At 65.8% G+C, this 26,164-nt stretch carries 24 protein-coding genes; 13 read left to right on the top strand and 11 right to left on the bottom strand.

The window, feature by feature from the left end:
• Positions 1–63: 63 nt before the first annotated feature.
• From LC490_RS09295 to LC490_RS09275, 5 genes are all read left to right on the top strand, one after another.
• A complete protein-coding gene (locus tag LC490_RS09295) occupies positions 64–543 on the top strand; it encodes a hypothetical protein (protein ID WP_223620021.1) in 480 nt (159 codons plus the stop codon).
• 448 nt (positions 544–991) lie between these two features.
• The gene (locus LC490_RS09290) at positions 992–2,098 is read left to right on the top strand and encodes an alpha/beta hydrolase (protein WP_223620020.1); all 1,107 of its coding nucleotides are present in this window, start codon (positions 992–994) and stop codon (positions 2,096–2,098) included.
• A gap of 133 nt (positions 2,099–2,231) precedes the next feature.
• Entirely contained in the window at positions 2,232–3,683 is a 1,452-nt protein-coding gene (locus tag LC490_RS09285; protein ID WP_223620019.1) for a DUF2235 domain-containing protein, read from the top strand.
• A 52-nt stretch (positions 3,684–3,735) separates the two neighbouring features.
• On the top strand, positions 3,736–4,149 hold the full coding sequence (locus LC490_RS09280; RefSeq protein WP_223620018.1) for a hypothetical protein: 414 nt from the start codon (positions 3,736–3,738) through the stop codon (positions 4,147–4,149).
• Between the two features lie 392 nt (positions 4,150–4,541).
• The gene (locus LC490_RS09275) at positions 4,542–6,170 is read left to right on the top strand and encodes a proprotein convertase P-domain-containing protein (protein ID WP_223620017.1); all 1,629 of its coding nucleotides are present in this window, start codon (positions 4,542–4,544) and stop codon (positions 6,168–6,170) included.
• A gap of 150 nt (positions 6,171–6,320) precedes the next feature.
• On the opposite strand, the gene LC490_RS09270 is transcribed toward LC490_RS09275, so the two are convergent.
• A complete protein-coding gene (locus LC490_RS09270; protein WP_051884243.1) occupies positions 6,321–7,112 on the bottom strand; it encodes a restriction endonuclease in 792 nt (263 codons plus the stop codon).
• Positions 7,113–7,364: 252 nt separating this feature from the next.
• Here LC490_RS09270 and LC490_RS09265 point away from each other — a divergent pair, with 252 nt between their 5' ends.
• Entirely contained in the window at positions 7,365–8,540 is a 1,176-nt protein-coding gene (locus tag LC490_RS09265; protein WP_051884244.1) for a hypothetical protein, read from the top strand.
• 61 nt (positions 8,541–8,601) lie between these two features.
• Here the strand turns inward: LC490_RS09265 and LC490_RS09260 are convergent, their stop codons facing one another.
• Positions 8,602–9,285 carry a methyltransferase domain-containing protein gene (locus tag LC490_RS09260; RefSeq protein ID WP_031370029.1) on the bottom strand — a complete coding sequence of 228 codons (684 nt, stop codon included), beginning with the start codon at positions 9,283–9,285 and terminating at the stop codon, positions 8,602–8,604.
• 577 nt (positions 9,286–9,862) lie between these two features.
• Here LC490_RS09260 and LC490_RS09255 point away from each other — a divergent pair.
• On the top strand, positions 9,863–11,503 hold the full coding sequence (locus LC490_RS09255) for a tyrosinase family protein (protein WP_223620016.1): 1,641 nt from the start codon (positions 9,863–9,865) through the stop codon (positions 11,501–11,503).
• Positions 11,504–11,509: 6 nt separating this feature from the next.
• Positions 11,510–11,908 (top strand): hypothetical protein, encoded by a 399-nt coding sequence (locus LC490_RS09250; RefSeq protein ID WP_051884245.1) that lies wholly within the window; start codon positions 11,510–11,512, stop codon positions 11,906–11,908.
• A 62-nt stretch (positions 11,909–11,970) separates the two neighbouring features.
• Here LC490_RS09250 and LC490_RS09245 read toward each other — a convergent pair whose 3' ends face one another.
• Together LC490_RS09245 and LC490_RS09240 are read right to left on the bottom strand one after the other, a co-directional pair.
• Positions 11,971–12,351: a YciI family protein gene (locus tag LC490_RS09245; RefSeq protein WP_223620015.1), complete on the bottom strand. Its 381-nt coding sequence runs from the start codon at positions 12,349–12,351 to the stop codon at positions 11,971–11,973.
• 231 nt (positions 12,352–12,582) lie between these two features.
• A complete protein-coding gene (locus LC490_RS09240) occupies positions 12,583–13,506 on the bottom strand; it encodes a M14 family metallocarboxypeptidase (RefSeq protein ID WP_223620014.1) in 924 nt (307 codons plus the stop codon).
• A gap of 233 nt (positions 13,507–13,739) precedes the next feature.
• Between LC490_RS09240 and LC490_RS09235 the strand changes: the two genes are divergently transcribed.
• Positions 13,740–13,970: a DUF4287 domain-containing protein gene (locus LC490_RS09235; protein ID WP_031370034.1), complete on the top strand. Its 231-nt coding sequence runs from the start codon at positions 13,740–13,742 to the stop codon at positions 13,968–13,970.
• 178 nt (positions 13,971–14,148) lie between these two features.
• On the opposite strand, the gene LC490_RS09230 is transcribed toward LC490_RS09235, so the two are convergent.
• From LC490_RS09230 to LC490_RS09215, 4 genes are all read right to left on the bottom strand, one after another.
• On the bottom strand, positions 14,149–14,751 hold the full coding sequence (locus LC490_RS09230; protein WP_031370035.1) for a DUF6445 family protein: 603 nt from the start codon (positions 14,749–14,751) through the stop codon (positions 14,149–14,151).
• A gap of 52 nt (positions 14,752–14,803) precedes the next feature.
• Positions 14,804–16,231 carry a hypothetical protein gene (locus LC490_RS09225; protein WP_223620013.1) on the bottom strand — a complete coding sequence of 476 codons (1,428 nt, stop codon included), beginning with the start codon at positions 16,229–16,231 and terminating at the stop codon, positions 14,804–14,806.
• A 345-nt stretch (positions 16,232–16,576) separates the two neighbouring features.
• Positions 16,577–16,999 carry a YqaA family protein gene (locus tag LC490_RS09220; RefSeq protein ID WP_031370037.1) on the bottom strand — a complete coding sequence of 141 codons (423 nt, stop codon included), beginning with the start codon at positions 16,997–16,999 and terminating at the stop codon, positions 16,577–16,579.
• 299 nt (positions 17,000–17,298) lie between these two features.
• Complete coding sequence (locus LC490_RS09215; protein ID WP_223620012.1) at positions 17,299–19,383, bottom strand: M13 family metallopeptidase; 2,085 nt, start codon at positions 19,381–19,383, stop codon at positions 17,299–17,301.
• 317 nt (positions 19,384–19,700) lie between these two features.
• Here LC490_RS09215 and LC490_RS09210 point away from each other — a divergent pair, with 317 nt between their 5' ends.
• From LC490_RS09210 to LC490_RS09195, 4 genes are all read left to right on the top strand, one after another.
• On the top strand, positions 19,701–20,543 hold the full coding sequence (locus LC490_RS09210) for an SAM-dependent methyltransferase (RefSeq protein ID WP_223620011.1): 843 nt from the start codon (positions 19,701–19,703) through the stop codon (positions 20,541–20,543).
• Positions 20,544–21,097: 554 nt separating this feature from the next.
• A complete protein-coding gene (locus LC490_RS09205) occupies positions 21,098–21,475 on the top strand; it encodes a hypothetical protein (protein WP_223620010.1) in 378 nt (125 codons plus the stop codon).
• A 246-nt stretch (positions 21,476–21,721) separates the two neighbouring features.
• Positions 21,722–22,018, top strand: a complete 297-nt coding sequence (locus LC490_RS09200) for a hypothetical protein (protein WP_223620009.1) — start codon at positions 21,722–21,724, stop codon at positions 22,016–22,018.
• 295 nt (positions 22,019–22,313) lie between these two features.
• A complete protein-coding gene (locus tag LC490_RS09195) occupies positions 22,314–23,330 on the top strand; it encodes a VOC family protein (protein ID WP_223620008.1) in 1,017 nt (338 codons plus the stop codon).
• A 101-nt stretch (positions 23,331–23,431) separates the two neighbouring features.
• Here LC490_RS09195 and LC490_RS09190 read toward each other — a convergent pair whose 3' ends face one another.
• From LC490_RS09190 to LC490_RS09180, 3 genes are all read right to left on the bottom strand, one after another.
• The gene (locus LC490_RS09190) at positions 23,432–23,683 is read right to left on the bottom strand and encodes a hypothetical protein (protein WP_152565996.1); all 252 of its coding nucleotides are present in this window, start codon (positions 23,681–23,683) and stop codon (positions 23,432–23,434) included.
• A 105-nt stretch (positions 23,684–23,788) separates the two neighbouring features.
• A complete protein-coding gene (locus LC490_RS09185) occupies positions 23,789–24,403 on the bottom strand; it encodes a hypothetical protein (protein WP_223620007.1) in 615 nt (204 codons plus the stop codon).
• The gene (locus LC490_RS09180; protein WP_223620006.1) at positions 24,393–26,144 is read right to left on the bottom strand and encodes a hypothetical protein; all 1,752 of its coding nucleotides are present in this window, start codon (positions 26,142–26,144) and stop codon (positions 24,393–24,395) included. Before LC490_RS09180 ends, LC490_RS09185 begins: the two co-directional genes overlap by 11 nt.
• Positions 26,145–26,164: the final 20 nt, after the last annotated feature.

Genomic DNA, 26,164 nt, shown 5'->3' with positions numbered 1-26,164 from the left:
CAGGAGGCAACAGGGGAGACAGGGGGACAGCAAGTTCGTCAACCGACCACACGAGGTGATCTCATGAAAGCCAAAGCAATCATGTTCGGCCTGTCGTTGAGCGCGGGCCTGCTGGCCAGCGCGGTCGCCGGCCATGCCGATGCCGCCACATCCCAGAATGTCAGCACTCACGGCAGCGCCTGCAAGAACTACAACGCCGCGGACGCCCTGGATATCGACTACTGGAGCTACGGCGTCAGGAATCTGAACGCCGCCGCGCGCTACGTCATCTGCCCCATCGCCCGACATCCCGTCACCGGGCCCGGCCAGAACTTCTACGTCGACGGCAGCAATAGAAACGGCGCGTCGACCAGTTGCACGGTCTATGCCTACAACTACAACGGGGACTTCCTCAGTTCCTACAGCTTCACCACGAGCCTGGCCAAGTACGACCAACTGGCGCCGCTATCTAGCGTCAGCTACTGGGGCTTCGTTTCGGTCGTCTGCTCGCTGCCCGCCAACGGCGACGGCGTGCTCTTCGGTGCGTTCGCGGTCGATTCGTAACTGCACAGGCGCGATCGCCACGAAGCTCCGCGCCGATCATTCCATCGCCCATTATCCGGACCGGCCTCACGGCGAACCCGTGAGGCCGCTGTCTGCGTGCAGCCCTCATCTCCAGAGCAAAAGTCGGCAGCTGCATCCCCGCGCACCGCCTGGGGTGCCTATCTTCCTGTCGGCGTGCGTGTACGCGCCCGAACCGCTCTTCGATCCGGTGATGAGGCATCGACCCATCGGCCTGTGGATAAAGCTGGCCTCCAGTGAACGTCCCAGATTTCGCCCCCCCCCCCACGATCCATGCTGCCGTCGCCGCAACCGTTTCCGCCATCGCCGCATCACTTACACCACGCAACGAGAACACGCAGCGAAGATCGACCCGGCCACCGTCAGGTCGAACCTGCACCGATCCAGCCTCGCAGCGCCGTCCTGTCGACCACCGATCCGGAAACTGCCTATGAAGACGATGCCTGCTTTGTTCGCCCTGTTGCTGTCCGTCCCCGGCCTGACCATGGCCGAGGAATGCAAGAACACCTCGGACTACGAGCGCGCCCGCGCCGTGGTCCAGGACCTCAGCCGCATCGTCGCCCCGAACGGGGTCCAGGAAGCCTATGCCGTGCGCATCGGCGGCATCGACCAGTGGCTCAACGTGCGCGGCCAGGACAAGGCCAACCCCATCCTGCTGTTCGCCCACGGCGGCCCGGCCTCGCCGCTGATCCCGACGATGTGGCAGTTCCAGCGTCCGATGGAGGAATTCTTCACCGTGGTCAACTGGGACCAGCGCGGCGCCGGCAAGACCTTCGCCTCCCACGATCCGCAGGCTTATGCCGACACCCTGCAGGTCGAACGCTATGCCGACGACGCCATCGAGATCGCCGAGTACGTGCGCAAGCGCTACGGCAAGCGCAAGGTGGTGCTGGCCGGCCACAGCTGGGGCACCATCGTCGCGATGACCGCGGCGCTGAAGCGGCCGGACCTGTTCCATGCCTACCTCGGCGTGGGCCAGGCCATCAACGTGCGCGAGAACGAGCGCATCAGCTTCGACTACGGCATGCAGCAGGCCAAAGCCCACGGCAACACCCAAGCGGTCAAGGAGATGGAGGCCATCGCACCCTACCCTGGCGACCAGCCGATCACCCGCGAACGCATCATCGCCGCACGCAAGTGGTCGCAGTACTACGGCGGCATGACCGCCTACCGCGACGAGTCGCTGTACTTTTACCGCGCCCCACTGCTGTCGCCCGAGTACAACGACTGCGACCGCGCCGCGGTCAACCGCGGCAACGAGTTCAGCCTCGGCCGCGTGCTGCCGGAATTCGTCACCGTCGACTTCAGCAAGGTCCGCGAATTCCCGATCCCGGTGGTGATGTTCATGGGCCGCCACGACTACACCACGCCGTCGCAACCGACCGCGGACTGGCTGGCCCAGGTCAAGGCGCCGTACAAGCAGGGCGTGTGGTTCGAGCACTCCTCGCACATGATCCAGTGGGAAGAACCCGGCAAGGTCCTGGCCAGTCTGTTGCAATACGTGCGACCGCTGGCCAAGGACGACGCCAAGCAGTGACCGCTGCGCATGCGGGCCGGCGCGCTGCCGATGCGGCCGCCGGCCCCGATCGCGGGTCCATGGCCGACCTGCGCCCCGATCCACGTTGCCTACCCATAGCCACAGGGCTACAGGGAAGATCGCAATGTCGGCCGTGGACCGATCGAAAAACATCCTCATCTTCGCCGATGGCACCGGACAGGCCGGTGGGCTGCGGCCCGACCAGCGCCTGAGCAACGTCTACAAACTGTACCGGGCCACCCGCAACGGCCCCGAGAGCCCGATCGACCCGGCCGAGCAAGTCGCCTTCTACGACGCCGGCCTGGGCACCGACGCCGATGCCGGCCAGGTCCGCCTGCGTTTCCTACGCACCCTGCGCAAGTTCTTCAGCTCGGCGATGGGCACCGGCATCAGCACCAACATCGTCGAATGTTATGCGGCGATCTTGAAACACTACGAGCCCGGCGACCGCATCTATCTGTTCGGTTTCAGCCGCGGCGCTTACACCGCGCGCTGCGTCGGCGGCGTACTCAATCTGTGCGGCGTGCCCACCCACGACGCGGACGGCAAGCCGGTCCCTCGCTACGGACGCGGCCTGATGCGGGTCGCGCGCGAGGCGGTACTGCAGGTCTACGAGCATGGCGCGGGTAAGGACCGCGGCAAGTACGAGCCCGAACGCAAGGAGAAAGCCCGGCGCTTCCGCCTCAAGTACGGCTGCGACATCGACGGCCAGTCGAACGTCGTGCCGTATTTCATCGGCGTGTTCGACACCGTTGCCGCGCTCGGGGCCAAGGGCCTGCTGCGCTTCGTCATGGTGTCTCTGCTGGTCGCGCTGACCATCCTGCTGCCTTGCGCCGTCCTGTACGGCTTCGATCTGGGGCGTTACATCGTCCCCTACCTCGGCGGGTTGATCCTGGCCGGCGTCTGCCAGTTGTTCAAGCAACACTACCGGTCGATCCGCGACTTTCCGAACCCGGGCGATTTTCGCTGGCATTTCGCCGGCTGGCGTTCGGGCTTCTACGACCGCCTGCTCGGCCGCCGCGTCCGTTACGCACGCCATGCGCTGTCCATCGACGAGCGCCGCGCCGACTTCGCCCGCGTCGAATGGGGCGTGAAAGGCCAGCACGTGGCGCACGAGCCCGGCGAGCCGGAGTGGCTGCGCCAGGTCTGGTTCGCCGGCTGCCATTCCGACATCGGCGGCAGCTACGACGAAGACGAATCGCGGCTGTCCGACATCGCCCTGTCGTGGATGCTGGAACAGACCGCCGAACTGCCGCACCCGCTGCTGGTCGATCGCAGCCGCCTGCACCTATTCCCTTCCGCGGCCGGCATGCAACATTGCGAGATCCAGCGCATGCTCGATCGTTACCCGGACTGGGTCCCGCAGGGGTGGCGCATCGCCTGGAAAGCCAAGTCGCGGATCGAGGCGCGCGGCGCACCGCTGCATCGCAGCGTGTACGAACGCTTCGACCTGGCCTCCGTGCGCCACTGCGGCGAGGTCCGTCCCTATCGGCCGGACTCGTTGGCCCTGGACGTGCGGCTGACCCGTTACTACGCGGTCGCCGAGACCGCCTCGTGCCCGCAGTCGCTGCCGCACGAAACTTGACAGCATCGGCATTCTTATCGAGCCTACGCGCCCACATACGGAGGTGATCGATATGCATGTTCGACCGGCGGCCCTCGCGGCCATGGCCATCCTGGGCCTGTGCGCTCTTTCCGCCCATGCACAGACCACCGTGCTGAGCTACAACGAAATCGCCGCCGAATACGCCGCGAACCCCGAGGCCGCGGGGAAGAAGTACGACGGACGCCGTCTGGCCTTCTCCGGTCAGCTGATGCGCATGGGCTCGGAGCCCGGCGGCACCTACTTCGGCGCGATCGCCGAGGACGGCGCGATGTTCGACACCGCCTTCGAAGTCGCCGAGCAGGAAGCGCTGAAGGCCAAGTTCGAGGGCAACGAGATCCAGCCGTTCCAGAAATCCTCGACCCTGGTGTTCGAGTGCATGAACGAAGGCCAGGTCGGCACCGTCGTGCAGGGTCTCAAGCTGACCAAGTGCCGCGCCGCGGAGTAAACCGCCACGCACTGGAAGCGAACCAAGCCGGGCTCCCATGGAGCCCGGCTTTTTTATCGCCTCAAGTCAGCAACGCCCCGGGGATAGGAGCGGCGCGAGCCGCGGCCGCGCAGCCACAGCGACCGCGCCGCCATCACGGAAGCGACGATGGAATCGATCACGAGCGCCTACCCATCGGCTCATCCCCTGCGACACCCCTGCCTTACAGTGCACGAGGACATGCCCCGGACCGAAGCGCTTCGCTCGCCGGCCATGTCCTGTCGCCCCGGGGTCTCTCGATCGTGCCGAAACGAACGTCCGCAGCCGCACAGCGGCCTCGGGCGCGTCCGCTCGCGCAATCGGGGCACGGCGCGTCATCGCAAGCCTCTCGATCATCACACCAAGGAGTTGGTATGAAGCATACGCAATTGAAAAAGACCGCCCTCGCATCGCTGGCGCTGTCGCTGGCACTGCCCGCCGCCGCACAGACCACCCTGCGGGTCCCGGCGGATTACCCGACCATCCAGGCCGCGATCAACGCCGCCGTCGCCGGCGACACCGTGCTGGTATCGCCGGGCAGCTATCCCGAACGCCTCAATTACGACGGCAAAGCCATTACCGTGATCAGCGAGGGCGGCCCGGCGACGACCATCATCGACGGCGGCAACAGCGGCAACGTATTGGTGTTCGACAGCGGCGAAGGCCCGGCTGCGCGCCTGGAAGGCTTCACCATCAAGAACGGGCGCGCCAGCTTTGGCGCAGGCATCGACATCCTGGCCGCTTCGCCGAGCATCGTCGGCAACATCTTCGACACCAACACCCAGACCGCGGGCGGCTACGGTGCGGCCATCGGCGGCAACGGCTCCTCGGCGCTGATCGAGCGCAATATCTTCCGCAACAACAGTTGCGACACCCAGCATCTGTCCGGCGTGATCACCTTCGTCAACGGCTCATCGCCCGACATCGTCAACAACCTGATCGTCGACAACCCCTGCCGCGCAATCACCATGACCCTGCCGAGCGGCAACAGCCCGCAGGTGTCCAACAACACCATCGTCGGCAACCGCACCGGCATCAAGGTCAGCGCCCAGGTCAACTCGACCCTGCACCTGTACCAGAACAACATCCTGGCCGGCAACGCGGTCGGTTTCGAAATCACCAACGGCACCCCGGCGAACCATCCGTTGTTCAAGAACAACCTGGTCTTCAACAACACCAGCAATTACGTCGGCGTCGCCGACCAGACCGGCATCAACGGCAACCTTTCCGCGGACCCGTTGTTCGTCGCCCCCACCATCGGCAACTACCACATCGCCGCCGGCTCGCCCGCCGTCGACGCCGGCGCCACCGCCGATTTCTTGCCCGAAACCGACATCGACGGCGAAAAGCGCGTCATCGACGGCAACGGCGACGGCGTGCGCACGGTCGACATCGGCGCCGACGAACTGAAGGTGCTGTACCCGCCGGTCGCCGACTTCAGCCTGGCCGCCGCCGAGCTCAAGGTCAGCTTCACCGATACCTCGACCGACCGCGACGGCGTCATCGCCTCGCATCTGTGGGACTTCGGCGACGGCAGCCAATCGACCCAGGCCCATCCCGAACACACCTATCTCGAAAACGGCACCTACACCGTCACCCTGACGGTGACCGACAACGACGGCGCCAGCCACAGCGTCAGCAAGCAGGTCGCGGTGAGCGGCAAGACGTTCTTCGAGAACGCCGGCGACTACCCGATCCTCGACCTGCGCAGCGTGGAAAGCCCGATCGTCGTCAGCGGCGTCTCCGGCAATGCGCCGGCCACGCTGAAAGTAGCGGTCGACATCAAGCACACCTTCATCGGCGACCTGCGCGTCGACCTGGTGGCGCCGGACGGCACCCGCTACACCCTGCACAACCGCAGCGGCGGCAGCGCCGACAACATCATCAAGACCTATACCGTGAACGCTTCCAGCGAAGCGGCGAACGGCACCTGGAAGCTGCTGGTCAACGACAACGCCCGCGCCGACGTGGGCAAGATCGACCAGTGGAGCCTGCAGTTCTGATGAATACCGCCGCTTCGGCGGCGCGACGGATACGGTCCGGGCTTTGATGGCCGGCCGCACCGGGAGGGGCGCAGCGAGTCGATTCGCTGCGCCTCTTTGATTCGAAGACTCTCAAGATTCTGCTCGTGGCGCCGCCTATATGCCTGGCCGCTACATCTCAGGGGTCGATTGTTCGATGATCCGCTGCGATTCCTCGGCACGGCGTCGCGCTTCGCGGATCTCGGCGTCGGTCGCCTGCTTCTGCTCCGGCAACACTTCTCCATGCCAGGTCACGCTATCCATCGGCCTATCGTCCTCCCCGCGAGCTGGAGGTATCGGCCCCGGCTCGCGTTCCATGCGCTGCGCAGCGGGCCCTGCCGTGCCGGCCGTGCGCTGCAGCAAGGTCTGAATCAGCCATAGGAAAACCAACATACCCAGCAGAGAAAACAACCACCAAATGGCGTTGGCTGCGCGCTGTGAAGCGCGATTGACGCGCCCGCGCCTGCCGTGGCCGTTCGCTGTTGTGCGCACAGTGAATTGCGAGGCGTCGAGCCGATCCAGGCGCGCACCCAGCATGAGCCTGAGGGCATCGCCATCGATCAATTGAACGTGCCCCTGGCGGGTTGCGGCATCGATCGCAGCGCGAGTGAATTCGCCACTGCTTACCAGGATCGCGCCTGTTGCCCCTTCATTGACCAGCAGGCCCAGCAATTCGTGTACGGCGTTATGCGGAACCTGCTTGGCATTCCAGTGTTTGCACTGGACCAGGATGTACTCATCCTCGCGATGGAGTTTCAGATCGATGCCGCCGTCGAAACGCGCCCCGGTGCCCGCTGTTCCCACGTGCTCGACGCGGAACCCCTGCCCGCGGTAATGCTCCGCGAGTAATGCCTCCAGTTGCTCCCAGCCGACCTTGGCCAAAGCGTCGTCGCGACGCTGGCGTACATTCTTGAGTCCGTTCATACCTGCCCCGCAGCGGCCCACGCAAAACGATAACCCACATCGGCGGCGCCATTCGAGTGACCCGGTGTCGGCAGGCGGGATGGTTGCGATGCATCGATACCCGCGCCTCTCGGACGGACGAACAGCGGGCCGTCAGCCTACCTGCCCGGCATCGCCCATAGGTGCAATACCCAAGCTCACCCCACAGGTCCAGCATCGGCCCGATCCGGCGTTCGTCGCCGTCGAGCCGACACCCTGGGGAGGGAAGCACTCATGCTCCGCACCGCGCTGAAGTGGGTTTGCCACGGTCCGTCCGATTCCGCCTTCGATTCGACCCGCGCCGCGGGCCTGACCCTATCGGCCCTGCTGCCGATGCTGGGCGCGCTCGCCTTGCTGGCGCCCTCCACCGCTCGGGCGCTGGATTGCGGCAGCAACAACGGCTACACCTGCCAAGGCACGGCTTCTCAGTACGCGGGCGGTTTCAGCCCCGGCGTGGGCAGCGGCGGCTTCGGCGGCGGCGATTGCATCGCCACGCGCACGCCGGTCGTATTCGTCTCCGGCAACGGCGACAGCGCGCTCAGCTTCGACATGCCGCCGGCAGCGGTCACCGGCTACGCCACGCCGGCCCATTCGATGTACGACGAGCTCAAGGCGCGCGGCTACAACGACTGCGAGCTGTTCGGCGTGACCTATCTGGATGCGGAGGAACGCAGCTCGCCGCAGTACAACTATCATCAGCCGGCCAAGTACCAGATCCTCAAGACCTTCATCGACAAGGTCAAGACCTACACCGGCCGCGGCCAGGTCGACATCGTCACCCATTCGCTGGGCTCGTCGATGTCCCTGGCGATGCTGCGCTACTACGGCTATCAGGCCAGCGTGCGCCGCTTCGTCAATATCGGCGGCGGGCTGCGCGGCCTGCAGACCTGCCTCAGCACCGGCTATCAATCGCCGTATGCGCCGACCTGCAATGCCGAGGCCTATGTTTTTCCGTACGACTACTACACCTTCGGCCTTTACCCGAGCAGCGGCGTCGCCTACTACGGCTATAACCGCTGGACCGGCAGCGGCAGCAACAGCCTTCGCGCCGTGCCGGCGATGTACAGCGGGATCGCGTTCTACACGATCACTGCCGGTCTGCACGACCAGGTGCAGTGCTTCACCACCAGCTACTCGGCCGGTTGCAGCAGCGGCGCGCTGTTCAACCCCGCCAGCAACGTCAAGGCGCAAGTCGACATCGGCGTGGGCAGCACCGCCTATGCCTACGATTGGGATTGGAGCGACGGCAGCCCCTACAACGCCGGCGGCGGCGACACCAGCAACGGCGTCGGCCACTTCCGCTCCAAGACCAACGCCGGCCGCATCGTCTACAACATGCTGGCGACGACCTGCACGACCGGCTGCGCGAACGGCTATGTCGGTGTGAACGGGCCGGCAGTGAATCGCTAGAAGCACCCAGACGGCGGAACCGTGATGGACCGCCGCGTCGAGCCCGATCGAGCGTGGGCCTTTACGACGGCGGGTTACCGTTTCCGCCGCCTGCGCCGCGGCTGTAATGCAGCAAGCGCCCGCGATGCGGAGGCAGGTCCGTGTCGTTCATCGGGCAGCGCCGCTCTTCCACCGAATAGCCCTGCGCCAGCATCAGGCGGGTGAAACGCGCGCTGTTGCCGCGGCCGGGATCGGTGATCAGCACCTGCGCATCGTCGAAGGCGTGACGAGCGATGACCTCGCCGATCAACTCGGCCTGATCGCGCTCGTACAGCACGTCGCTGGCGATGATCAGGTCGAAGCGGCCGAGCGTGGGCAGCGGCGTGTCCCAACGCAGTTGCCGGTAATGCACCGCCGGCAGTTGATTCAATGCGGCGTTGTAGGCCAGGAAGGGTTCGGTGAGCGGATGCACGTCGCTGGCGACGATGTTCGCCCCGCGCCGCTGCAACACCAGGCTGGCCAGGCCGATGCCGCAGCCGAGTTCGAGGATGCGTTCGCCATGGATGGCGAAACGGTGCATGGCCTGCGCCAGCAATTGCCCGGCCGGCCAGACCTGCCCGAACAGACTCCATTGCGCGGCGGAAATGCCGAGGCGTTCGCCGTGGCCATCGGGATCGCTGAACTGCTGCAGATCGCTCAACACTCGCAAGCCCCAGGCGTCGCCGCCTACGGTCAGGGAAAGTTGTCGGGTGGTATAGCCGGGCAAAAGCCGCTCCCAAGTGGGCGTCCCCCTGGATCAGGGCGATGACGCGTGAAAGGGAGCGAAGCGAGCGATCAAGGATCGGTCGGGCGAGACGCGCGATTGGAACGGCTTACGACTGCATCCTACACCTGTGCGGGCGGTCGCGAGGCCGAAAGCCTGAACCGAGCGTCGGCCGCGACGCGCATTGCCTGACCCAGCCGGCGCGGGCCGACCGGCGCCTGCTCACTCAGCGGCAGGCTGCGCTTGCGCGACGGCCGCTTCGCGACGACCCGTGTCCGCCGCCGGCTCGAAACTGCGACCGCCGGCCCGACTTCGTCATCGGCCTGGCCGCCCCGCTCCCCTCACTACGTCCATCCCGAAGAAGCGCTGTATCGACGGTCGTGATCGGCGATCTCAGCGCTCTGCATCGTTCAACGACCGAGAGATGGCCGCCGACTTCGAAGATGCCCGCCGCGAAGATGCTCGATGCCCGTCGACATCCAAGCCGGGCCGCATCGACGCGATACGAGAAGGCGGAACAAAGCGCTCGGCAAACCATGCAGCCGATTACGGATCGCCCACGAACCAGGAGGACTGCAGGATGCGCTATACACGCCGCGAATTTCTGACCACCACCGCCGCCGCGCTCGGCAGCTCGATGTTGCCGTTCGGCTCGGCCCTCGCCGCCGGCGCCGAAGGGCCGGACAAGGCCGCGCGCTGGCGTCGTTACGACGTCGCCACCCCGGAGGGCCAGAAGATGCTGGTCAGCTACGCGCGCGGCATCGAAGCCATGCTCAAGCTGCCTCCCGAAGATCCGCTCAACTGGTTCCGTAACGCCTTCACCCATTTCCTCGATTGCCCGCACGGCAATTGGTGGTTCTATGTCTGGCACCGCGGTTATGTGGGTTATTTCGAACGCGCCATCCGCAGGCTCAGCAACGATCCGAACTTCGCCATGCCGTTCTGGGACTGGACCCGCCATCCGGAAATCCCCGCGGGCATGTTCGACGGTGTCCTCACCCCCACCGACGGCGCCTATTCGCCGTATACCGGCAACCTGGCGAAGTTCACCTCCTTCATCAAGCCCTCCCTCGAGAAGTACTGGAATTCGCTGTCGACCGCGCAGCGCACGCAGTTGCAGTCGCGCGGTTATTCGACCTTCGACCAGGTCTGGAACGACGTCACCGGTTACAACGTGGCGCAAAAGACCGGCATCTCCGGCAACCAGGCCTTCGTGGTCACCTGCGCTGCGCGCTACTTGTCGCGATCCAATCCCAAGCTCGACGAGAAAACGACTTACGACGTCTCCCCGCACGTCATCGATTCCGGGTTGGCGCCGACGCTGTTCTACGATCCCAGCATCAGCAACAGCTTCACCAGCTCGAAGACCGCCACCCATCTGGTGCAGCCCGACGGCTCGACCCATTTCTCGATCCTAGAAGGCTTCCCGCACAACAAGGTGCACAACTACATCGGCGGCGTCGGCCCGATCGACCCGGGCCCCTACGGCAACATGACCAACTTCCTGTCGCCGGTGGACCCGATCTTCTATCTGCACCACTCGAACATGGACCGCCTGTGGTATCTGTGGACGAAGAAACAGTTCTTGGCCGGCTTGCCGATCCTCCCGACCGGCAGCGATTCGAACACCTTCCTGAACGAGCCCTTCTTGTTCTACGTCGGCGGCGACGGCGGCTTCGTCGGCCCCAGCAAGGCCGGCGACTACGTCAGCACGACCGCCTTCGACTACGACTACGGCCCGGGCTACGGCAGCGAACTGCCAACGCAGCCGAAGTTGCAGGCGTCGGCGGAACGGTTCGGTTCGATCAAGGGCGCGGTCGAAGCGAATGCGGCCTCGGTGACCTTGCCGGCGGCGCTGGTAAAACGCCATCTGGCCGATACCTTGCCGGCGCCGTTGATCGCCGAGGTCACTTTCGACCGCCCGGACGGATTGGCGCTCGCGCGCGAGTTCGACGTGCTGGTCAACGCGCCCGCCGACGTCGGCCAGGTCGACGCGAACAGCCCCTACTACGCAGGCACCATCGCCTTCTTCGGCTCGACCATGCCGAACATGGCGATGTCGCACTCGGCCACGTTCGCCGTGCCCTTGCGCAAGACCTTGCAGGCGTTCTCCACCGCCGAAGGCGCCAGCACCCGCTTGAACATTCGTTTGGTGCCCTCGGGCCCGCAACCGGCCGACCCGGTGCCGGTCAAAGCCGTTTCGATCACCTCGGGCGGCTGATCGGGCATGTTTCGCGGCCTCGTCGCCGTCGTCTTCGCACTCGCCCTGCTGATCGTGCAGGGCGGGTGCGCGGCGAGCCGCGATTACACCAGCCTGACGCTGCCGCATCCGCCGAAACCCGGCGAGCGCGCCTTCCTCGAAGTGGAGTTGGGCGCGCTCCCCACCGGGCATGAGGTCGAGGTGAGCAGCGACACGGGGCGCAGGCTGGGGGTGATCTCGCCCCATGCCATCCGTCCCGGCCGCGACGCCGGCACCTATACCCTGCCGTTGCCCGCCGATGCGGTTCGCGACACGCCGTTACGTGTGAGGATCCGCATCACCCGTGCGGACGCCGCGCCGCGCGAGGCGTCCGCCGATGAAGTACGCGGCGTACGGGTGATCCTCAGCGGCGACCAGGGCCCCTGAGCGCACGCTCAGCATCTGCTCCGGTTGCAGCGACTCGGTCGCGGCGAATCAATCGACTTCAGTCAGTTGACTCGAATCGGCTCGCCGCCGCACTCGCCGTCGGGTTGCAACTGGCGCAATTCGCACTCGATGTCCCAGGCGTCGCCGTGGACCGCCAGGAAACGACGCGTGTGCGCGATCGCTTCTTCCTTCGAGTTCGCCTCCAGCAAGGCATAACCGCCGATCACCTCCTTGCTTTCGGTGAAGGGGCCGTCGGTGGCGGTGATCTTGCCGCCGCGCAGGCGCAGGCGCACGCCGTCGGAACTCGGGGTGAGACCGGCGGTGCCGATCAGCACCCCGGCGCGGGTCATCTCTTCCATCAACTTGCCCATGTCGGCCATCAACTGCTCGGTAGGCGGTTGGCAGGTGGTCTCGTTGATCCGGATCATCGAAAGAAAGCGCATGCAGGTCTCCTGGTGGTCGCATCGATGGAGCGCGGCCGCCGGAACTTCCGGCGCTTGAAACCCGCTCCTGTCAGGACGACGAACCAGCGGGGTGGAAATCGACACGCCCGCGGAAATCGATGCACGGCCGGGACAAGCCGGCCCAGAGCCGCTCGGACCCTACCCACTTGAGGCCGCCGCGGAGGGCGGCCCTCGTAACTTGCGGCACCGGCCGAGACCGGCGCCGGGCGCTCAGGCCTGGTGAGCCAAGGCGAAATCGATGGCTGCGCGCACCGCTGCCGCCTGCGCGGCATTGCACTGCTCCGGCGTGGCGCGCGGGCTGTCGGGATAGACCTCGGTGGTGGTGCGATAGCGGGCATCGGTGATGCCGGCGCACAGGCCGAGCGACTTGACCGGGTAATTGATCACTCCGTGCGCAACCACGGTCGAGCCGATGATCTCGCCCTGGGCGTCGGCCGGGGCGATATGGGTGACTTTCTCGACCGCGGCGATCACCGCCTGCTGGAACTCGGGTTGCGGGTCTTCGCTGTCGCCGACCAGATAGAAGCCGTCGGGGATTTCGCCGGGCTCGTAGGGCTTACCGTCGCGCGCGGCCAAGGCCGGGCGGAACTCGGACTCGTCGCTGTCGGTGGTTTCGTGCAGGTCGATGTGCATCAGCACCTCGGTGCGCACCGGCGCGACCAGGCGCATCAGCGCCGCCGATTCCTCGGCCGGGCTGTTTTCGCGGAACGAGCGGTTCGGGTCGATCGCATCGGCGTTCCAACGGTGGATGCGCTCGTAGGCCCAGGGGCTGATGCAGGGCGCGACCAACAGATTGATCCGGCCGGCATAGTCGGCGGCATGGCGCTCGACGAATTCCAGCGCGCCGTGCACACCGCTGGTTTCGTAGCCGTGCACGCCGCCGGTAGCGAGCATGCAGGGCAAGCCGTCCTGCCAGTCGCGGCTCTTGATCGCGAACAAGGGATAGCTGTCCGGGGCGTAATCGAGGCGACCGTACTCGACCACGTCGAAACGCGAGCGCAGACGCTCGATCGCGCTGACCACGTCGGCCTGGTAGCTGCGATGGCGGACCTGGCTGGAGCGCCATTGCGCCACTTCCGTCGCGCCCCAGGCTTGTCCGGGCGTGCCGATCGGGTAAAAAGCTGGTGCGGTCATCGCGTCGCTCGCTCTGGTGCGTGATGGAAAGGCCGGTATTTTAGCACCGGCCCGGGTGGCGGCCGGTCAAGCGGGCTCCGGCCTCCCTGCACGAAACCCAGGGCAGGCGATGAGCCGTCGAAAAAATTCGCGCCGGAACCAAACACCGTGTCGATTCGTCGGCGCCTCGTTCGTCGAATTGGCACAAGGGCGAAAACCGACCGCCCCAACCAACCACTCCAGGAGCCGTACCGATGTCCTTCCAGGCCTATCTCGACAATATCCAGACCAAGACCGGCAAGACCCCGGCCCAGTTTCGCTCCCTCGCCAAAAGCAAGGGTTTCGCCGACGCCAAGGGCCTGAAGCCGGGCATCAAGGCCGGCGACATCATCGCCTGGCTGAAGCAGGACTTCGAACTCGGGCAAGGCCACGCCATGGCCATCGTGGCCCTGCTCAAGGGCAGCAAGAAGGAAGGCGACAAGTAAGGCTTTGCCGTCCGCAGGCACCGGCAAGACGAGGAGCGCATGAGGCCCGACCGGGCCTCAGGTCGAAGCCCTGCTCGGCAGGGCTCGATTCGACAAAGCGCTCGCCCCAAGCGGGACGACGGAACCAACGACGGAGCCAGGGCGGGAATTCGGCGAAGCGCGCCCGGCTTCGCGCGATTTATGCGGCCTCGAAGAACATCAGATAGACCAGGCGGCCGTTCTGCAGGCTGTCGCCGAAGCCCGCGCCGGCGGTATGCCACAGCCACGGCCGCAGCAGGATCAGGCGATTGAAGCGCATCGGCACCGTCATCGTCGTCTCCCAGCAGCTGTCGTCGAGGCCGTCGCGTTCGATGATGTCCTGGTGGGCCTCGTCGATCGAGGCATACCCCAACTCGGCCAGCTCGCGCTCGTTCATCGGGCGGCGATCGGTGTTGGTGCGGCGATGGCGGAAGAAATCGGTGCCCCCGCGGCAGTCCTCGGGACGGCTGAGGTAGAGCACGCCGGACCAATAACCGGGGTCGACATGAACCTTGCCGCGGCCCTGGTCAGAGCCCAGGGTGATGCGGAATTTCGCGTGCGACCCCAGCGGCGAGATCACCTTGAGACGCTCGCCGACGATGCTGGACACGTACTGGGCCAGGCCGTCCAGCTCGATCCGTTCCAGCGAATTGCGCCCCGGGAACGCGCCCTCCTGATCCGGATACGTCAGGCGCAAGGCCGCGTCGCGCAGCCCGTTCGCGTGCTCGAAGAAGTCGTCGACAACGATCAGGGAAGTGGGCATGTCAGCGGCGGGACGATCAATGAGGGGACGAAGCCGGAAAGGATGAAGCGGCTCAGGGCGGAACAGGAGCGGTCGACAAAGTCAGCAGGCCGCCGGCGAACAGACGATGGCCGGCTTCGATGCGTTCCATCTCCTCCGAAGCCAGATCGGCGCAGCGCTGCCCCAGCAACTGCGCCGCCAGCGCGACCGTCTCCGGCCGCAGCGTGGTGCTCGCATAGTCGTTCAGGCTGCGGCCGCTCGGGTCCAGACTACGCACCAGCGGGCTCAGTTGCACCTGCAGCGTTTCGAAATCCGGCTCGGGCGGCAAAGGATGCTCCAGACGGTCCAGCGCCGCCAGCAAGCTACGCTCGAACGCCGCGACCGACCAGCGCTCGTCGATCAGCGTGGCCCCGCGCCGGCATTGCCCGGCGATCGCCTCGCGCTGGCCGAGGTCGCCGAGGATGCGTTCGGCGACGCAGCGATACGCCGCCGGGTCTTGCCGGCCGTCGGCCTGCGCCGCCATCGCCGGCGTTTCCAGCACGGTGATGCCGTTGCCGGGCGGCAGCAGGAAACGGTTGTTGCCGACGCCGTTGGTATAGACCGGGCAGCCGTTGTGGACCGATTCCAGCACGTAGAAACCGAACGGTTCGGGAAACCGGTTATAGGCCAGGGCGAAGTGGCTGGACCGCATCAGGCGGAACAAGGCGCGCTGGTTGAGGTTCGGCACCGGCACGAAGTAGTCGTCGCAGGAGCGGCCGCTCCCGGCCAACATCGCGTCCATCGCCCGGCGGGCGTCGAGGGTCAGCGACGACTCCGAGACCAGCAACTTGATGCCCTTCGCGCTCGGGCCGCCGCGCAGTTCGTTGAGCCAATACATCACGCTCAAAGTGGCGAACCAGTCCTGCTTGCCCGGCTGCAACGCGTGCCCCCAGACCAGGTCGCCCTCGATCCGGCGCAGGATCTGCGGCGGGATGTCGGCGCCGTAGCCGAAACCCGGGTGGCCATCCGGGCTTTCGACGCAGGGCACCGGCAGTTGCAGGCTGGTCAGGGCGCGCATGCCGTGCGGGTTGAGACAGCTGCGGCGGTGCCAGTTGGGAAAGGCGAAGGTCGCGTGCAGGGTGCGTTCGAGATAAGGCGAGTTCGCGCAATGCAGATCGATGTCGCGCGAGGTCATCCACACGCCGGTACCGTAGGCCAGGCCGTGGTACAGCATCAGGTTGCGCCGGGACCAGCCGCGGCTCGGTGCGCGGATCGAGGTGCCCGCGCCGTCGAACAGGGCCACATCCGGCGCCGACGAAGCATCGAGCGCGGCCAGGCGCGCGCTCAGCGCGAACGGCAGCATGGCCTCTTCGCCCAGGTCGCTGCGCGGCGGCTCGAACGCGCGCACCCGCCAGCGATGACGGGCGAGGATCGTGCCGATCGTATCGTTGACGTAGCCGACCGAGCCGTGAAACGGCGGACCGCCGGTCTTCGACAGCATCAACGCGATAGAGCCGGCCATGCGTACATCCCTGTGCTGGTGAAGTTCGGCGACGAGCGCGGCTGCAGCCCTCGTCCTGGCCGAACCTCCCGCGCGCGAAGCAGCGAGAACATTGGACAGAACAGGTGCGGCACCGGCCGATCGAAGGCCGCGCGCACACCTCTTGGGCGCATTGTACAAGGCCCTCTTGAGCGAACCGAGACTGCCAAGTGGGCCTTGACAGTAGATGCGGACCGAAGGCTTTTGGTTGTAAGGCAGAGATACCGCTGCTGCGTGGCTGCGGATACGACCCGGCACCCCGTCGACGAACAGCGACCGCGCAGCAAAGCAACATCGCGCCAACGCCCCCGGCCGCCGTCAACGCACTCAGGCATAGCGCACAGCGACGACCGCCAACACCGCGTAACGCGCGGTCTTGGCGATGCTCACCATCAGCAGGAACACCCGCAGGCGCTCGCGCATCACCCCGGCGGCGAGCGTCAACGGGTCGCCGACGATCGGCAGCCAGCTCAACAGCAACGTCCACTTGCCGTAACGGCCGTACCAGGCGCGGGCGCGCGCCAGCGCCGCCGGCTTGACCGGAAAAAATCGGTGATGGCTGAAACGCACCGCTTCGCGCCCGAGCCACCAGTTGACGGTCGAGCCGAGCACGTTGCCGATGCTGGCCACGAGCACCAACAACCACGGCGTATAGCCGGCCACGACCATTCCCGCCAGCAGGGTTTCCGATTGCGCAGGCAACAAGGTGGCGGCGACGAACGCGGTAAGGAACAGTCCCAGATAAGCCATCGCGCGCATTCTAGCGTCGCCGCCGCGGCCCTTCGCGCGCCAGGCCGGTTGTACGGCCCAGGCGGCGGTATCGCCGGTAATGCAACGGGGCAGACTTTCTTCGTCCCGGACGGACTCGAAAGCTGCCCCGCTGTCTCGCAAGTATCGGTCGTGCGGCGTAGCCCGCGGTCGCGGGCTACGCCTCGGCGCTCAGCTCACCAGATCCGCACTCATCAAATCTGTACTTATCAAATCTGTACTTATCAAATCTGTACTTATCAAATCAGTACTTATCAAATCCGCACTTATCGAATCCGTGCTCACCAGATCCGCACGCGCTTGTCCGGCGCAAGGTACATCGCGTCGCCCGGCTTCACGTCGAACGCGCGATACCACGGGTCGAAATTGCGCAGCGGGCCGTTAGCGCGGTACTGCGAAGGCGAATGCGGGTTGGTCTTGATCTGGTTGAGCAGCGCTTCGTCGCGGTACTTGCCCTTCCAGATCTGGCCCCACGACAGGAAGAAACGCTGGTCGCCGCTCAAACCGTCGATGACCGGCGCCGGCTTGCCGCCGAGGCTGAGCTGATAGGCGGTGTAGGCCATCGAGATGCCGCCGACGTCGCCGATGTTCTCGCCCATGGTCAGCGCGCCGTTGACGCACTGGCCCGGCAACGGGCAAAACTCGTTGTACTGGGCGCCGAGGGCCTGGGTGCGCTGCTCGAAACCGGCGCGGTCGGCATCGGTCCACCAGTTGCGCTGGATGCCGGCGTAGTCGGACTTGCTGCCCTGATCGTCGAAGCCGTGGCCCATCTCGTGGCCGATCACCGCGCCGATGCCGCCGTAGTTCACCGCCGGGTCGGCGTTGAGATCGAAGAACGGCGCCTGCAGGATGCCGGCCGGGAACACGATCTCGTTGAAGGTCGAGTTGTAATAGGCGTTGACCGTCTGCGGCGTCATGAACCACTCGTCTCGGTCCGGGCGGGTGCCGATGCGGCGGACCTGGTCGTTACGGCCGTAGCGGCGCAGTTGCATGACATTGGCCATCAGGTCGCCCGGGACGATGGCGACGCTGCCGTAGTCGCGCCACTTGTCCGGATAGCCGACCTTGGGACGGAAGCTGGCAAGCTTGCGGTAGGCCTCGGCCTTGGTGCCCTCGCCCATCCAGTCGATCTTCTCGATATTGCTGCGCAGGGCCTTGCGCAGGTTCTCCACCAAGGTCTGCATCGCGGCCTTGGCCTGCGGCGAGAAATGGCGCTCGACATACAGCTTGCCCATGGCATCGCCGAGGCCGTCGCTGCCGGCGACCGTCGCCACCGCGCGTTTCCAATCGTCGCGCTGGGCCTTCTGGCCGCTCAACACCGTGCCGGTGAAGGCGAACGAGGCATCGTCGATCTCGCGGCTCAGCAGTGGCGCATTGTTGCGCACGGCGTGGAAGCTCAGGTAATCGCGCCACACCGGCAAGGGCGTGGCGGCGATCGCGTCGAGCACCGGCTGCACCGCGCTCGGAGTGATCACGTTGACCCGGTCCAGCGTCGGCATGCCCTGCGCCTTGACCTGTGCGGCCCAGTCGTAACCCGGGTATTGCTTGGCCAGTTCGGCGAAAGTGGCGACGTTATAGGTCTTGTCGCGGTCGCGCAGCTTGGCGCGCTCCCACTGCGGCTTGGCCAGTTCGGTCTCCAGCGCCAGCACCGCCTGTGCGCGCGCCTTCGCATCGCTCACCCCGGCAAAACCGAGCATGCGCTCGATGTGGGCCAGATACGCCGTCCGGATGCCGACGAAGCGCGCGTCCTGGTTGAGGTAGTAGTCGCGGTCCGGCAGGCCGAGGCCGCCGACGCGCAGGCCGACCAGGTACTGGTCCGGGTCCTTGCGGTCCAGGTCGACGCCGAAACGCAGCGGCGCGGTGGTGCCGTCGAGGTCGGTGCTGCCGAAGGCGGCGACCAGCGCGTCCTTCGAGTCGATCGCGGCGATGCGGTCGAGCACCGGCTGCAGCGGGCGGATGCCGGCGGCGTCGCGGGCGGCCCGGTCCATGTAGCTGGCGTAGTAGTCGCGCAGCTTCGATGCGTCGCTGCCCGGCGTCAGGTCCTTGCGCTGCTGCAGCGATTCGATGATCGCGTGCACCTGCGCCTCGGACTGGTCGCGCAGCATGTTGAACGAGCCGTACGAGGTCTCGTAGTCCTTCAGCTGATAGGTATCGAGCCAGTGGCCGCTGACATAGCGATTGAAATCGTCGCCGGGCTTGACCTTGGTGTCGCGCGCCGACATGTCGACGCCGAAGCTGCCGAGCCGGGGCTGCCCCTTGCCTGCGGCGCCGGCCGCGGAACTTGCCGTGGAACCGGCGGCGTGGACGGAAGGAATAGCCAGCGCGGCGGCAAGCGCCAGGCCCAGGCTCAAACGTGAAGGCTTCATATGCGGTCCCCGCTGGAAAGGCCGCAGCCTAGCGCAGCCCGGCCGGCCTGTCGTAGGCCGATGGTTTGGGGGGCGCAGTCATCAGCCAGGATTGGCACAGATGGCCGTGATGGCCGCCGGCATAAGTCCTGGCGTCACGGGTTTCCAGCCTCTCCGGCCTGATCGCGGCCTGGTCCGGTCCCCGCGACCGAACCCGAGGCCTCCCGGTTTTTTGGCCGCGATCGGCCTGCCGCGCTATCGTTCCGTCCCACGCTTGGGCGCATCCCCGCTTCGTCGCCTGCGCGCCTGCCGATCACTGCCCCAAGGAAACACCTGCCGTGCCGCACTACTCCGGTCCCCTGCTTACCCGCCCCGACGCCGAAATACTGCTGGCCGCGCGCGCCGCCGGCACCGGCACCTGGACCGGCTCGTTGGATCTGGGGCGTTCGACCGGCGAGGCGCGACTGGAAGCGGAAGCCTGGATCTGGCGCGATCAGCGCTATCGGTATCCGTCCAAGCTCAAGGACCGCACGATCTACCACTGGGACGGCGACGACTTCGCGCCGGTGTCGCGCTTCTCCGGCTCGCTGATCAAGCTGGTGCCGACCGAATGGGGTGCGCCGACCTTCGAGATCGACGGCATCAAGATGCTGCCCACCTCGAAGGCATCGCCGATCGACGATGCGCAGCGCAAGGTCGCCTTGGTCGAACCGCGCGGCAAGGTCGTGCTGGACACCTGCGGCGGCCTGGGCTATTTCGCCGCCTGCTGCCTCGAAGCCGGCGCTGCCCAGATCCATTCGTTCGAGAAGAACGAAGACGTACTGTGGCTGCGTACCCTCAACCCGTGGTCGCCCGACCCGGACGCAGCCGCCAGCGGCGGCCGCCTGCGATTGACCCATGCCGACGTCTCGCAGGCCATCGCGCGGATCGCCGATGCCTCGGTCGACGCCCTGCTCCACGACCCGCCGCGATTCGGCATCGCCGGCGAGCTGTACTCGCAGACGTTCTACGATCATCTGGCGCGGGTGCTGCGCCGCGGTGGACGCCTGTTCCATTACACCGGCAGCCCGAACAAACTCACCAGCGGCCGCGATGTACCGCGCGAAGTGGCCAAGCGGCTCGACAAGGCCGGGTTCAAGGCCGAACTGGCGCTGGACGGCGTATTGGGCACTCGACGCTGAACCGAACACCGCGACCGAACCGATCGGACCTCAGTCGCGACCGCCGTCCGCACCTAGCGCGACGGACAGACCGCTGCCGCAAGGCATCCAATTGCATCGTTCATCGACCGCGCCGACTCGACGCGCAGCGATGCCGTGTGCGTCGGCCGATCCTTTCGACTTCGCTAACGCTGACTAACCTTGGCTAACGGCCGATCAACTCGCTGCGCGGTCATCGACCCGACTCATCGCCCGTCAATCGGCTGAGCAAGCGAACTTCGTCGCGATTTCCCGGCCTGCGAACCTTCCCGTTTCCTGCCGAACCTCGGCAACCCGCGAATCCCGATTCGCGGACCAACAGCCGTCTCACAAGAAACGCGCAGCAAAACAGCAGGATACGAACCGGCAGGTTTCCGAAAGGCGAGTCGCTGCTCTCGCCGTCAAGGTGATCGCCGACGCATCGCAATCCATTCCGCCTCTCGATCCGCCGTTGTTCGGATGGGCGTCGAGGAGAAGGAGCGGCGATGCGAGGCCGCTCGGACGCGGTCACACCCCATACCCGCGAGGATTGTTCAATGGACTACTTCATCCTGCCCGACCCCATCGCAGACAACGAGTTCGACTCGCCATCGGCCCTCGCGCTTGCCTTGTCCGGGAACGACGATGCCGCCGCTGCGGACCACGCGAAGCCGCTGCTGGACCGGGGACAGGTCGTTCTCGACAACGAACTGCTGCGTCGGCTACGGCAAAGCCGCCTGTTGAGCCAACAGGGCCTCGCCGACGACTGTTGGCGGCGCAACATCCGCGTGTCCATCGCCACGATAAAACGGGCCGAATCCGGCCGCGCCGTGCGTTTCCGCATCGCTCACGAGCTGGCTCGCTGCTTCGACGTGCCGGTCATGCGGATCGTTCGCGCCGCGCCGATCGCACTCGCAGGAAGCGACGGCCAGTAAGGCGCCCTGCTTCCGCAGGAATGCGATGGAACTGATACCTGCGTGAGCCGTTATTGAAACCGTTTCGACGAGTGCCTTCACGAATACTGTGGTTGCAGCGTTTGTTCGCGCGGAGGTGACGATGCATGGCACCTCCCTCCGAATCGCACAGGGGGAACGCAATACCTGACGACCAACCGCCGCAGACAAGCGAACACCGTTTCATTCACTCCGCAACATCACTCACACCGGAAAGGGAATATCCACATGGCAACCGCGATCAAAGTAAGCGCCTGCGACAACGAACTCTACATCGTCGCATCGACCGGAGCCGGCACCTCCGAGATCCTCCACATCACCTCCGGCTACAACGACCCGGTGAGCTACGCCGTCAACCTCAACTCGATCCTGCCGCCGGGCAAGTACGACCTGACCATGGTCGGCATCAACTGGGGCGGCCCGGCGAAGTTCGCCGTCACCGTCGGCACCACGCCGTATACCTACAACAACGCCAGCGCACCGGTCGGCGCCGTTTGGAATCAGACGGTATCGGTCACGATCTAAACCGCTGACCGGGTAATCCTGAGGACGCGATGGGGTCTGCCAAAGATATCGGCAGGCCGCATTGCGTCCACACGGATGATTGACGCAAGAAGCGACGCATTCAGGACAAGTTCGCAACGACGATTTGCGAAGGAACTCGCAGCATGCGCCCTGCTCCGCCGCAAGCGGCAGCGATCGTGCACAGCAAACATTCATCCTCCCATGCTCTGCAGCGGCCGCCCGTGCTCGCCTCAAGGCCGGCCATGCCCGCATCCTGCCTGCCATCGCACTGTTGGTACGGAGGTTGGGAATGAGGTTGAAGCAAAGCAAGAGCACGACACGCACGTTCGTCCTGTGCTCGGCCCTGGTCCTGGGTATCGCGTCATCGGTGGCGACCGCAGCCGAATCGGTCGGAAACACCACCGAGATCGACCACGCCCTGTTGTGGGGACGCGACATAGATCAGATCAGCGCGGTCATGGCGGTCAAGCTCGGATTCCAGGTCAGGCCGGGGCGCAGTGCCGGGGGCGTGGCCAATCGCTATGTGCGGATGGCCGATCGCAGCTATCTGGAGTTGTTCGGGATCCTACGGGCGGATGCCGAGTTGGACCCCGGCATGCAGGCCGACCAGGCCTCGCTGCGCGGTGGCGCGGGCTCGCGGACCTTCGGCCTGCGCTCGTCGATCCTCGACCAGGCGCATGAATTCCTGCAGCAACAGGCGTTCGTGCCGACGCCGATCTTCACCGCCTCGCTCACCGATCCCGATGGCGACGGCCCGGCCAGGCCGCCGCGCTGGCGACTGTTCGCGTTCGAGCCGCAGCCGCTTTCGAGCAATCTATTCTTCATCGATTACGCCGCGCTGGACGCAACCCCGGCGCGTATTTCCGACGAGCGCATCGCACCGCAGCACCCGAACGGTGCCCAGGCAGTGACCGGGTTATGGCTGCTCTCCTCGGACGCCGACGCGGATCGCAGACAGTTCGAGCGGATGGGCCTCGCCGGCGCTACGCCAGTGCGCATTCCGCAGCTAGCGGCGCAAGGCTACTGCGTGCCGGTGGGCGAGAAGCGAGTGCTCGCCCTGCAACCCGACGGCCCCGGCGTGGCTGCACAGGCGCTGCGCAGCGGCGGTCGCCAGATACTCGGCCTCAGCATCGCCGTGGCCGATATCGGGCTGGCGAAAAGGCGAGTCGAGCGCGGATACGAAATCGAACTCGCAAGCTACCGTGGGCTACTCGGCGAGGCCTTCCTGGCGCCGACCCAAAGCGACCTGGGGCTGCTGATCGAGTTTCATGCGTCGTCGCAGGCTGTTGCCTGCGCGAAGGCCCCCGGCTGAAGACTCCGGTCACAAACCGTCGGGTTCACATCGCCGAGGCCTGCGCGCACATCTTCCGGCGAATGGCCTCGGCGAGTGAACCTGCCCTCGCTCTCGATCGATCACGGCACCTCGCAGCGCCAGATCGAATCCGCGAGCCACAAGTTGGCCCGGGTGATGTGGTTGTAGATCTCTTCCAGCGGCGTGCCGGCCTGGGCCGTGCACTTGGCGACGGCATCGGCGCGGGCGTATTCCAGCGCGATGCCGGGGTCGTAGCTCTGGCCGTGCCCGTTGACGGTGACGATGCCGGCGACCGCCACGCCGGAAACGGACAAGCACAATGCCGATGCGACGAAGATGCAGGATCGCTTCATGCTCATGCTCCCGATACGAACTAGGACGCACGCATTCGACCCGTGCCTTGGGCAGGCGACCGTGAAGATCGAGTAAGCGGAACGTAAAGCACGGAGCGCCAACCGCTAAGCCTGCGCCAGGTACTTCAACCGCATGACCTCGACGGCGGATTCATCGAGCGCCTTGAGAGTGCCGTCGATCTCGGCATCGCCGAGCGGGAACACCGAATCGCGCTGCACGCTGAGCAAGGCGCGGGCCAGGCTCGCGCGCGCTTCGACCAGCCTGGGCAGCACCTCCACTGCCGAATATTTCTCGCCGTTCTCGCTGCGCTCGAAATGATCGGCGAACACGGTCAACAGGCCGCCGAGCATCGCGATTGTGGAGCCTGCGACGGCGACGCCCTCTTTCGACCATCCCAGTTGTCCGGCCAGAAGCGCCACCACCGCACCGGCCGCGCCGGCGATCGCAGCAACCAGGCCGCCTGCGAGCCGCAAGCGGGCGATGCGACGGCTGCGATGGCGCAAGGCTTGAATCAGGCCTTCGATATCGGGTTGGAGCCGCGCTGCGGCCTCGCCTATCAATGCGAGCCGGGCCGCGCGCGGGGTCGGTACGACATCGTCTTCGCCCAGGACCAGATCGGTTGAGAACAAGGCGTCGGCATCGGGGAAGGCCTTCTTGAGCGCATCGACCCGCTCGGGGCTGACACGCTTGAGGTAAGAAACGACAGCGTTACTTCTCATGATTGAACCCGAAGTAGTGTTGAAACAAGGCCTGCAGGCCGAAGAACACGAAGGCTCCAACCGCCACCAGCACGAACATCAGCACAACCGGCCATAGCAATATCGCGTAGCAGATCAGCCCCACCAGCATCGCGACGCCACCTGTCCACACGACGATCTGTCGGCTGACATATTCGACCCGCGAGATCAGTCCTTTGCGTGGCACGATATTCGCCCGCAGCCATTCCCAGCCTTTGAGCGCCGCCAGCAGCACGAAGCCACATAGCAGGAACTTCCAGGGCGCTTCACGCACTGCGGTGCGTAACCCACCGGCCACGCCCTTGTCCAGAACCGGCCGGCTTTCCTGCTCCCATTGCTGGAAGTAGCCGGCGAAGTCTTCATCGGTTTGCGTGGCACTACCAGGAATACGGATCACGCTGATGGCCTCGCCCAGCCCCTGCAACTCGGTGACTGCTGCGACCGTGACTTCCAGATACTCGGCCGAATGCCCGGCATCCAGCGCGAGTTTTCCGATACCGTCGAACGCTGCGAACAGCTCGCCGACGGCCATCGGCCGGTTCGGAATCGCCTGCAGCAGCTTGGACACCTGGCTGGCGCTGATCGGATGGGTGAAGCCGAAGTACGCGCCTTCGTTGGCCGAGCTGCAGCCGATGGGCATCAGCAGCACGCCTTGCTCGGCGGCGCGTTGCAGCAGGCCCGGCAGATCCAGCGCCAGCGGCTCGCGCCCCGGCCCGCGATCCATGACGAAATGTCGGTTCTCCATATGGCCGACCAGGACCAGGGTCTTGCCCTTGAATTCGGACAGCAACCGGTCGACGTCGGCATGTTCGAGCAAGCGCGAGCGCCGCTTCGACGTACCCCAGCCCGCATCCAACGCGGCGATGGCGTCGTGGGCGACCACTCTGTCGAGAAAATAGACGACCTCGGGCACGCCGCCGGGCAACGGTTGTTCCAATGCTTTGAGCGCCCGCCAGGTCGATTCGATCTGCGGCGAACGGAACTGCCACTGGTCCAGCGCAAGATTCGACAGGATCGGGCTGTTACGGATGTAGTCGCTCAAGGCCTGTTGGCGGTAGCCGAGTTCGTGCTCGCTCAGCTTGCCGGGAGCGGCGAACTCGATGTCCGGCAAATACGACATGCGCTCGGATCTGGCCGCGTCGCCGTCGAGCAGAGCGAACTGCTCTCGCAGCAACGTCCGTTCGGCCTGCATGGAATCCCGCCACGCATCCACGATGCGAGAAGGCATCTTGTCCAAGCTCGCGTCCGCCTGCCGCTTCCTGGCGAAGGCCAGCAACTGCTTCGCGTCGGTGGGGCGCAGCTTCGACACCCATTCGGCGTTGTGGGCGTCGATGCGCCGTTCTACCTCGGCCAGATACTGCCTGCGTGCCGCCGCGGCTTCCATCGGACCCACAGCTCCTGGCGATGCGGTCCGCAGCGACAGGCCGGCGCCGTGCAGCCCGCTGAGATGCGCCTGCAACTCGTTGGGAGAGAGGCCGTTGATCCATTCCCTGGCCCCCCTGAGCGTGCCGGTGGCGAGTTCCTTGTCGGTCGCCGCTGCATCTTGCTGGAACCTGTGCTCCACTTGGGCACGCTCGGACGCTTGCCGTTGTCGCTGCGCTTCGAGGGTCTCGATGTGGGCCTTGCCGGGTTCGACGCGCGAAGAGGAGCGGCCGCGCTGCGCACTGGCGTTTGCCGCACAGACCGTCAGAACCAGGCACAGCGCGAGCGCCGACCAAGGCATAGCGAGATTCCCCTTTCCTA

The sequence above is a fragment of the Lysobacter sp. ESA13C genome, from assembly GCF_019970005.1.
GTDB lineage: Bacteria > Pseudomonadota > Gammaproteobacteria > Xanthomonadales > Xanthomonadaceae > Lysobacter > Lysobacter antibioticus_B.
This window is presented reverse-complemented; position numbering and strand designations above follow the sequence as displayed.